Raw genomic sequence first — 10,128 nt, 5'->3', positions numbered from 1 at the left:
ACCAGCACTTTCTCAGTATGGCGCAACTGGCCTGTATTCGGCGTATCCTGCAGCGCCACTTTTCAGACACAGCCTAGCTCCCTCAATAAGCCGGGCCCGGGTTGCTCGTAAGCGCGAATCTGCTTGCTAAGTAGTTCGGTCAACAGCGAAGAAGCAGGAACAAAGCCCGGCTGAGCGCCGCCCAGGCAACTGCGGCTACTAATTGGTTGCGGGGGATGCCAACTCCGACAAGCCCAAGGCATGATGGTGGGAACACGCGCCTAAGCAAGAGCCCAGGCGCAGAGGGCTAGGAAATAGTTGGCCTGAAGTCCAAGCAAGAGCCCAGCCGCAAAGGCCGGTTCTTTCCCGAATTTTTGGCGGGCTTGCTCTAGGCCGCGTGAGGGACCGTTCCCTCGGCTTACCAACCCGTTTTACTGCTTAAGCCGGCTGCGGGGAACCGTAAAAAGCCCGCCTGGCTAACCGGGCCAGGCGGGCTTTAGAACTCGGGGAACACCACGCCGCAAGCGGCCCGGCTTTCCAAAGAATGTTGTACAGCCATTTCCCCAACCCAGTACGCTAGGTTCCCCTTCTCGGGCTTCGCGGTGGGAAAGAACCGGGGGCCTGTTTGTGAGGGTGCCGCCGGGTACCAGACGGACATCGCTGCAAATGTGAGGTAGCCCACCTGGTGGGGTTCACTGCGTGGCCGCCGGAGCTTAAACCCCCGATTCGAGCACCAGTTGCTGACCCGCGCCGAAGACCAGACCCGGAATATAGCAAATCACGTTCACCGTCACGGTGCCGTTGCCGGGTACTGGCACCGTGCGTAGGGCCTGGCGCTGCGGGCCGCGGGGGTTGGTTGCGTACTGGTTGTTGTAGAGGACCACCTGGTGCACCTGCCCGGCGGCACCGTTAACCAGGGTTTGGACCGGCCCATCAAACACCAGGCTATTGCTATTACCCTCTGTGGGAACGTTGATAGGGTTGGCTCCCAGTGAGATGCGTACGTTTTTCTGGGTGGCGGTGGGGTTGGTCAGCACCAGCTTGGCGTTGTACTTGTGTCCGTATCCAGCCCAGGTTTGCGACGAGGACAGCAGGCGCATGGTATACGTTGCGCTTTGCTCCTGGTAGAATACCGTGGAGTTGCCGAGAATGGCTGGCTTGCGCCGGTTGGTGTTGTAACACAGGGCCAGGTAGGCCGGGCCACTGGCCGGCAGCGTCAGGTTTACGTCGCCGCTGTTGTAGGCCGAGTGGGTGGCAATGCCGGCCTCGCGTCCATAGGCACTACCGGTATCCGGATTGGGAACGACAAGGGGACTGCCGGCATTACCATCGGCCTGCTTGGCGGTGCTGCCAGTGCAAAAGGCGGCGGCCCGGTCCAGGTTGCCATCGAAGGTGGCCACGGCCGACAGGTAAGCGCCCCCACCGGCCACATTCAACTCGTAGCGGCCTTCGGTGGCGTATCTATCTTGGCCGGTGGATTGGGCGGGCAGCAGCACCTTGGCCAGCTCAACTACCTTGAATGGTTGCACCGTCTGGCTCACGTTGGTGAGCGTATTGTTGGTCCAGGCTTCCGAGCACAAGTACCAGGCGCTTTTCGCCGACAACGGGGTACTTGGGCGGAAGCGCCACTTATTGTTGGCTACTAGCGTGCCCTTGCCCGTGATGGTGATTGCCTGCGGGCTGGGGTTGCTGGCCAGGAGGTGAATATAGAGTTTGCGGTTAGTCGTGGTCTGGCCCCGGTTATTCTTCTCACCCGTGTAGTTGAGGTGCGACAAGTACACGGCTATCGCACCAGTGAGGGGGGTGGCTTGACCACCGCGTTGCGGGGCATTATCGCCGTTGGTCATCAGCCAGCCTTCGCCGGTAATGGCCTCGGGGTTGTTACTTTTCCAGAAGGGGGCTCCGGCCAAGCCTCCCCCGGCGGCCGGGTCGTTTATGCCGGGTAAGTCGCGCAGTTCCGTTATGGGCACCAGCATGCCGCTTTGTAGGGTGCCCGCCGTCCAGGCGAGGCCAGCCAGGGCGTTTTGCGCGCTGGGGGTACCCTTAGGGCCCTCGGCGGTATCGTCGGGGGTGGCACAGCCAGCAGCTAGTAGCAGAGCAGCCAAGCCACAGGAGCGGCGAAAAAAAGTGAAATTCATTTCAACAAGCGGAGAAGAGTGAGGGAGTATTAAACGAGCACGAGGCACGTGGTGCTCCCGGGGAAGACCACGTGCCTCTATTGACTCGTTGGTGGTGATTACGTTATTGCTTGAGAATGCGCATGAGCTCAACCCGGCCGTCGGCCCCCTCAATGCGGAGCAGGTACACGCCCGGTTTCAATTCCTGCGTGCCCAGGCTTACCTCGTGGTGGCCAGCGGCTTGCACCCCATTGCGCAGCTTCACCAGCGGTTTGCCCCACAGATCGGTTACGGTCATGGTCACCTGCTGGGGCAGGTCAAGGAAATAGGCAACGTGGGTAGCGGCGTCCGGCACCGGGTTGGGGAAGACCTGGGCGCGGAAAGCCGCGGGGTCCTGTCCAGTAAGAGAGGGGTTGGAGGTGGGTTCGAGGGCGATGTTGACGTCGAGGTTGCCGAACTCGGACCAGTTGTCGGCGGCGTCCTTAACCAGGGACTTGATCTTGGCCCCGGGGGAGGCCGAGGTGCGCACGTCGTTGCTGTTGGCCGCCCCAACCGTGATCAGAGCCGTGGTGCCGCGGGACTTGAGCACCTTCAGGTCATCAAACTCCACGTCGGCCTCGCTGGTGCGCAACGAGATGTGCGCGCCAGTGGTCAGCGGGGTGGGGTCGGTCCAGCTGACGACCAGGCGGTTGTTGAGGTAGGCGCTCAGCACCCCGGTCGTGGTGTTATACACCACTTTGTAGTCGCTGAACGTGCCGCCGAGTATGCTCACGTCGGCCGAGGCACGGGGGGTGAGGACGTTGTCGATGGTCTCGATGAGGGAGACCTTTTGCTGGTCGAGGGCAAACCAGATCAGGTAGGAGTTGCCGCGCTCGCGCACGCTCACGTCGGAGGCCATGATGTGCAGGCCGAAGCGGCGGTTGCCGGTGGTATTGTTGACCTTGGCGGCGAAGGTGTAGAGGTAGGTGTTGCCGGCCTGCTGAGAGAGGAAGGTGGAGAGGGCCGTGTTGGTGGCCGTCGTGTTGCTCTGGCGCAGGCGTCCCTGGGCGGGGGCCCAGCTTCCTTGCCAGTCGGCCAGGCCGAGGGCGTAGTCGGGGTGGAGGGTGGCGGCGCCGAAGTTATCGTTGTAGAAGCCGTTGCCGCGGTTGGCGCGCCACTCGCCGTTACGCCATTCCAGGGGCTGGTAGAAGCGGGCGGCGACGGCGCGGTTGTCGGCGTCGGCGAAGGTGACCGTGAAGTTAGCCATGGCGCTGCTGGGGCCGGTGATGCTGGTGGTGGGCGGCGTGGTGTCCGTCACGGGCGGCTGGGGCGGCTGAGGAGGCTGGGGGGTAGAGCCACAGCTGTTGCTGATGTAGCTCTGGATGTTGGTGCGCATCGTGGGCAGGTAGGCATACAGGGCGTCGCCGGGGCACGACGTGCAGCCTTTGTTGTCGCGGTGGCCGCACACGTTCGGGATTACGCCCGCCTGATAGTGGTTAGACGTGCCCGTAACGTTGATGCCCTCCAGCGAGGCCTTCCAGCCCAGCAGCTTTTTCAAGCTTTCTAAGGCGGCTGCGGTCGGCCGTATGCTGGTGTAGCTGCCGAGCATGCAGACCCCAATGGTGTTGGTATTGCCGCCGCAGAAGTGAGCCCCAACCACGTTGTCGCCACCCGAGCGGCCTTCGTAAATGACGCCATTGGGGTCAATCAGGTAATTATAGCCGATGTCGGCCCAGCCGTTGCCATCGATGTGAAAGGCTTCGATAGCCCGCACCCGCGCCGCCCAGTCACTCGCTGTGTTGGAGCCTTCTTCGTGGTGTACCACCAAGTGGGTCACCTTGCTATAGTTGCGCGAGCCCACGGGGGCCCGGGCTCGCCAGCTGGCCCGCGAGACGACGGAGGGCTTGGTACAGGCAGCGCTGGCGCGGTTGGCTTGGCTCTCTGCGTCGGGCGCTATGGCCGGGGTTTCGCCGGGACTAAAGAAGACTACCTCCAGGCGGGTCAGCGTGGGAGCTGAGCCCGTGAGGCTGCTCATCGTGGCCCGGTACTGGACGTACCCGATGGTGGGCTCGAACTGCAGCATCTTGCCCACGCGGCGCGTGGCCACGTCGTCGGCATGGCCTTCGAAGCTGGTTTTTTGCCAGTCGCTCCACTTACGTCCGTTCGTGGAGGTGCGCACCTCGAGCGTTACGTTGGTATGGAACAGGTTCTGGCCGTGCCAGATGGGTACCACCGAAACAAACGGCAGCGGATCGGTGAGCGAAATCCGGATGGGCTGTGAGGTGAGGACGCCCTTGGTCTGGCCGGCCCGTAGGCTCGCCCCGCCGGGCGTCACCTGGAGGTTTTGCCGGGCTGCCAGCGATTGGTCGTGGTCCAGGGCCAGGGTTACCTGCGCCTTGCCTTCGCCACGCAGCCGGGGCTGGTCGGCCGGCGCCGCGTTTTCCGTTTGGGCCTGGGCCCGCCCGAATACCGCGCTTAGTAGTAGTAGTAAAAAAAGATGGGTGGTGTGCTTCATGATGAAAAGAGTGGATGAAGTGGGTAGAGCAATGTTTTGTTCAGGAGCAGCGATTGGTTGCCTCGTCCCGGGCGGGCATTCCCGGCGCGCGTACCTCTCTGAAGCACGGTGGGCCCAGGGGAGCGAGAGCAGGTAATCAAGAGCTAGTTTTTCACGAAGCGGCGTACGCTCGAGCGGGCGCCGGCTTGAATGTGCACGTAATAGGTGCCCGGCCGCAGCTTGGCCAGGGGGGCGAGTGGCAGCTCATGCGCACCGGCCACCTGCGAGCTGTCGAGGAGGGTCAGTATTTTTTTGCCGTATCCGTCGATCACGGCCACCGTTACGGGGCCGGTATTCGGCAGGTCGTAGGCCAGGGTAGCCTTGGCTTCGACGGGGTTAGGATACAGCTCGGCCTGAAACTCGGCGGCCTGGGCGGCGGCCGGCGGGGTGATAATCAGGTCCAGGTTGCCCATGGCCGACCAGTTGTTGCTGGCATCGCGGACCAGGCTCTTGATTTTGCCGGCCGGGGTAGTACTGCTCGTCGACACTTGCCGTAGGTCCTTCGACAAGGCCGGGCCCACCGTGATGGACCGGCTGGTGCCGCGCGCCTTGTACACCTTCAGATCATCGAACTCCACCTGGGCCTGGTTGGTGCGCAACGACAGGTAATTGCCGCTGGTCAACGGCGTGGTGTCGGTCCAGGTCAGCGCCAGCCGGTTGTTCTGGTACACCCGGATTTCACCGTTGGTGGTATTGTAGCTGACTTTATAATCGGCAAACTCGCCCGCCGGGATGGTGACATCAGCGCTGGCCCGCTCGGTGAGCACGTTGTTGCTGGTTTCGATGATGCGCACCTTCTGGTCGTTGTTGGAAAACCAGATCAGGTAGGAGTTGCCGCGCTCGCGCAGCGTGACGTCGCTGGCCATGATGTGAATGCCGAACCGGCCGGTTCGGGCGGTCACGTCGCCCAGCAGTTTAGCGGCGAAGTGGTAGAGGTAGGTGTTGCCCGGCACCTGCGACAAAAAGGTCGAAATAGCCGTATTGGTAGGCCCCAGGTCACTCTGCCGGAGGCGGCCCCCCACCACCGACCAGCTGCCTTTCCAGTCATCGGCGCCCAGGGTGTAATCGGAGTGTAGGGTGCCCGTGCCGAAGTTATCGTTAAAAAAACCATTGCCCCGGTTAGCGCGCCATTCGCTGGTCGTGGCGTAGTACTCCAGGGGCTGGTAAAAGCGCTCGGCCACCCCCACGTTGTCGGCGTCGGTGAAGTTCACCGTAAAGTCGCCCGATTGGGTACTGCTGCCGTTGGTGGTGGCCATGCTCGTAGTGGGTACGGTGGTGTCGGTCGGCACCGGGGGCGGGGTACCGCCGCCGTTCGGAGTCGTCGACAAGTACTTCCAGCCCTGACGGGGCTGGCCCACGTCCGAAAAGGTGCCGAGGGTCGCGACATTACCCCCGGCAGCGCGCCACTCAAAGTGAATGTGGTCGCCCGACGAGCGCCCCGTCGTGCCCTCAATCGCCACGATGGTGCCCGTTTGCACCGTTTGGCCCGCTTTTACCAGCACTCTTTTGTTATGGCCGTAGTAAGTGCGAGTGCCGTCGCTGTGTTGGATGACGACCAGGTTGCCGTAGCCGCAGTCGTCGCCGCAGTAGCCGGCCGATACCACGGTGCCGGGAGCCGCAGCCCGCACGTTATCGTCGGCATCATTGGGGGTGTCAAAGTCAACTGCAGCGTAGCCGTGCGGGCTAATGCCGTCGTAGATGGTACTGCGGCTGCCCGTTGGCGTGTGCGGGCCCGTGGGGGCTGGGGTGCCGTGGCGCGACACGTAATACTGCCGGTTGGCATCCCAGGGCAGGCGGTAGTCGATGCCCGAAGTGCGCGCGGCCGTTGCCGGGGCCGTTGGGTTGGCGCTTGCGTCGGCGTCGGCGGCAGTAAGCGGGCCGAGAGCCCACCCAGCCACGCTGTGCGGCACATCTTTTTGCTGGGCTACGATGGTTTCGGTGCTGGTCGCCAGATCGTACACGGCTACTTCATCGGCGAAGCCATGCAGCAAGTCACGCCGGGCGCTGGTGCTCACCGCGTACAGGAGCTGCTGGCGGTCGGGCGAAAGCACGGGGGTGGAGAAATACTTTGGCGCCAGCGCCAGCCGCTGCACCTGCCGCGTACGCAGGTCGAACGACCACACGCCTTCGTGCTCCAGGTCGGTATCAAACTTCAGGGCCTCCAGGTACAGCACATGCTGGTCAGCTGACCACGCGATGGGTTTCAGGGCGTAGCCCGCCACCGGGCTGTCCGGCTGGCTGAAAAGCAACTGCTTGCGGCGCGTGGTGGTCGTATAAAGCCACAGGTTGTAGGCATTGCCGATTTCAGCGCGCTCCAGGTACACCCACTCCGGCTGGTGGGGCGACTGCAGCCCTTGGAAGAACACCATGTCGGCAGGAATCGTCAAAGAGGCATCTATCTCATGGGGATAAAGGGCCACCGTAGTCGTAGCGGCCAGCCGGCCGGGCTTGGTCGCCAGCTGCTTGCCCACCAGCACCGGCTGCCCTTTGGGGGCCGCCGTATACAGGCGATCTTGCTGGTAGAAGACGGCCTGCGCCCGCTGCGCCTGGGCGGCCCCGGGTAAGGCGCAGAAGGCGCTTACTACCAGGGTACAAATAGATTTTTTCATGGGTGAATGAAATAAATCAGGGAAGACAGTACAGAGTCAGCCGACCAAAGTCAACCGTTAATCAAAGCCAGCAGAGGGGCGGGATGGCTGAACTCATCCGGCGCCCGCAGGCGGGCGCACCAAGCAGTCAGCTGACGGAAAGAAAAAGTCACGGGCCTTGTCGGACTGCCGCGCTTTTCCTTTCCGTCAGGGCTAACCGCCTAGTCTTTCAGCAGCCGGACCGTCTGGCTCTTGTCGCCGGTGGAAACCTTTACCAGGTAGAAGCCCTGCTTGCCGAGCGACTGGGCCGGTACCACCACCTGATGGGTGCCTTTGGTTTCCCGGCTCACCAGGGTCTTCACCTTGGTGCCCTGGCCGTCGAAGATGTCGATGCTGACTTCCGCATCCGCTTCCAGGGCGTAGTTGATGGTGAGCTTGCCGCCAGTTACCGGGTTAGGATATACCGTAACGGCGGAGGCGTCCTGGCCTGTGAGGGAGGCGGGGATGGTGATGTTGACGTCGAGGTTGCCGAACTCGGACCAGTTGTCGGCCTCATCCTTGACCAGGGACTTGATCTTGGCCCCGGGGGAGGCCGAAGTGCGCACGTCGTTGCTGTTGGCCGCCCCAACCGTGATCAAGGCCGTGGTCCCGCGGGACTTGAGCACCTTCAGGTCATCAAACTCCACGTCGGCCTCGCTGGTGCGCAACGAGATGTGCGCGCCGGTGGTCAGCGGGGTGGGGTCGGTCCAGCTGACGACCAGGCGGTTGTTGAGGTAGGCGCTCAGCACCCCGGTCGTGGTGTTATACACTACTTTGTAGTCGCTGAACGTGCCGCCGAGTATGCTCACGTCGGCCGAGGCACGGGGGGTGAGAACGTTGTCGATGGTCTCGATGAGGGAGACCTTTTGCTGGTCAAGGGCAAACCAAATCAGGTAGGAGTTGCCGCGCTCGCGCACGCTCACGTCGGAAGCCATGATGTGCAGGCCGAAGCGGCGGTTGCCGGTGGTGTTGTTGACCTTGGCGGCGAAGGTGTAGAGGTAGGTGTTGCCGGCCTGCTGAGAGAGGAAGGTGGAGAGGGCCGTGTTGGTGGCCGTCGTGTTGCTCTGGCGCAGGCGTCCCTGGGCGGGGGCCCAGCTTCCTTGCCAGTCGGCCAGGCCGAGGGCGTAGTCGGGGTGGAGGGTGGCGGCGCCGAAGTTATCGTTGTAGAAGCCGTTGCCGCGGTTGGCGCGCCACTCGCCGTTGCGCCATTCCAGGGGCTGGTAGAAGCGGGCGGCGACGGCGCGGTTGTCGGCGTCGGTGAAGGTGGCCGTGAAGTTAGCCATGGCGCTGCTGGGGCCGGTGATGCTGGTGGTGGGCGGCGTGGTGTCCGTCACGGGCGGCTGGGGCGGCTGAGGAGGCTGGGGGGTGGTAGCGCCCCCTTGGAGGACGATATTGATGGGCTGGTAGTAATGATCAAGTATCCAGGTGTAGGACTTGCCGCTCTCACCCCAAAACTTCGAGCCGAACTGGCACATGCCACGGCCGTGGCCGAAGGTGGCGCGGCCCTTGCAGAGTGGGTCCGAGATACAGGGCGCACCGGCCGTATTGGTGCCGGCGAAGCCATTGCCGCAACCAGCGTTGTTGTTCTCCGACGAATACTCGGGGCGGGAGATGGCCCCGTCTTTCACCAGCACCTGGCCGGCGGTAAAATCAGCGGCTGCCGCGGCGTCTTTGTTCGTGGCGCTGCTCCATACCTGGCGGCAGGTAGTGCTGCTAATGTCGAAGCTGCTGCCGCTGGAGCGGTTGATGACGTAGTAAGCGCCGTAGCTGCGGTAAGCAACCGACCCGGCCCGCAACGAGTTGGCGCCGAAATAAGGCGGCCATTCATCGTCGATGCCGCTGCGCACGTAGGTTTCCAGCGACATCACCGATACGCTCGAGCAGGAGTTGCACGAGCAGCTGGTGCCCACCCGGATGCTGGCGGGTACGGCCACCCGGGCCGCCGTGCCGTCCGGCCCTTTCGCGGGAGCTACGGCTTTGGGCTTCTGCAGCGGCTCCGGCTCCGGCTCGGGCTCGGCCCCAGTTTTGTCGTAAAAGCCGTGCACGCTGTTTTCCGTTTCGGTGGGTACCGAGCCGCGGCCCGCCCGGGTTTCGCTGCCCTTGGGCAGGGGCGCCAACGAGTTTTTAAAGGTGTAGTCCTGGCCAATCACGCGGAAATTGCGGATCTGGTAGGTGGTGTAGCCGTCGTGCGAAAACGTGACGTCGGCGACCTCTTTCACAAACTCTTCCTTCTTAGGGCCTTTCTGCGACTCATTGCTGGTGAGGAGCAGTTGGTAGTAGCCGTTCTCATCGGATACGGCCGAGGCGGTTCCCATGCGCACCTGCACCCCGGCCAGGGGCATCCCCCGCTCCCGGTCGCTCACGTAGCCGTCGATGTAGGTTTGGTTGGGCGCCAAGGCCGCGCTCTGCTTCTGGCTATTCCGCTCAGGCGTGAGCGGCTGAAGACGGTCTAGCTGTATTTCGGCGTTGAGCTGCGCTACCGTGCCGGCCGTGAAATGCGTGGAGAGCGGCGCATACCCCGGAGCGGAGATTAAGAACGACAATTCACCTTCTCGGTTCGGCAACGCCAGCTTGCCGTTGGCCCGGGTGGCGAGCTCCTCTTTCTTGCCGGTGGCGTTCAGGAGCTCGATGCGGGCATTGCGCACGGCAAACCCCGTCTGCTGGTCCACGACGCGCAGCTCGAGGTTGCCTTTCTGCGCCCAGGCGCCCAGGCTAGTGAGCGCCAACAGGCCACTGAAAAGGGTTTTTCGAATGGGTAGAATTCTCATTTGCAAAGTGGATTAGTAGATTAAGTGGGAGAAGGGATGGAGTGGAGAGGTGGAGTGGAAAGGAAGGAATTTGATGCGGTTGTGGCGGGAAGAAGGTGCGCCGG

Annotated in this window: 4 protein-coding genes; all 4 read right to left on the bottom strand. The window is 62.9% G+C overall.

Going from position 1 to position 10,128, the window contains the following annotated elements:
- Positions 1–692: 692 nt before the first annotated feature.
- The 4 genes from IC235_RS21240 to IC235_RS21225 all read right to left on the bottom strand — a co-directional run bounded on the left by IC235_RS21240 (position 693) and on the right by IC235_RS21225 (position 10,024).
- Positions 693–2,117: a hypothetical protein gene (locus IC235_RS21240; protein WP_191007228.1), complete on the bottom strand. Its 1,425-nt coding sequence runs from the start codon at positions 2,115–2,117 to the stop codon at positions 693–695.
- Between the two features lie 103 nt (positions 2,118–2,220).
- A complete protein-coding gene (locus IC235_RS21235) occupies positions 2,221–4,590 on the bottom strand; it encodes an N-acetylmuramoyl-L-alanine amidase (RefSeq protein ID WP_191007227.1) in 2,370 nt (789 codons plus the stop codon).
- A gap of 143 nt (positions 4,591–4,733) precedes the next feature.
- A complete protein-coding gene (locus tag IC235_RS21230; protein ID WP_191007226.1) occupies positions 4,734–7,238 on the bottom strand; it encodes a peptidoglycan DD-metalloendopeptidase family protein in 2,505 nt (834 codons plus the stop codon).
- Positions 7,239–7,438: 200 nt separating this feature from the next.
- Entirely contained in the window at positions 7,439–10,024 is a 2,586-nt protein-coding gene (locus IC235_RS21225; protein WP_191007225.1) for a T9SS type A sorting domain-containing protein, read from the bottom strand.
- Between the last annotated feature and the right edge of the window lie 104 nt (positions 10,025–10,128).

The organism is Hymenobacter montanus, from assembly GCF_014699115.1.
GTDB lineage: Bacteria > Bacteroidota > Bacteroidia > Cytophagales > Hymenobacteraceae > Hymenobacter > Hymenobacter montanus.
This window is presented reverse-complemented; position numbering and strand designations above follow the sequence as displayed.

Excerpts from the sequence above, each read along its gene's own strand:
- IC235_RS21230 (WP_191007226.1), bottom strand. The coding sequence starts at position 7,238 with ATGAAAAAATCTATTTGTACCCTGGTAGTAAGCGCCTTCTGCGCCTTA.
- IC235_RS21235 (WP_191007227.1), bottom strand. The coding sequence starts at position 4,590 with ATGAAGCACACCACCCATCTTTTTTTACTACTACTACTAAGCGCGGTA.
- IC235_RS21240 (WP_191007228.1), bottom strand. The coding sequence starts at position 2,117 with ATGAATTTCACTTTTTTTCGCCGCTCCTGTGGCTTGGCTGCTCTGCTA.
- IC235_RS21225 (WP_191007225.1), bottom strand. The coding sequence starts at position 10,024 with ATGAGAATTCTACCCATTCGAAAAACCCTTTTCAGTGGCCTGTTGGCG.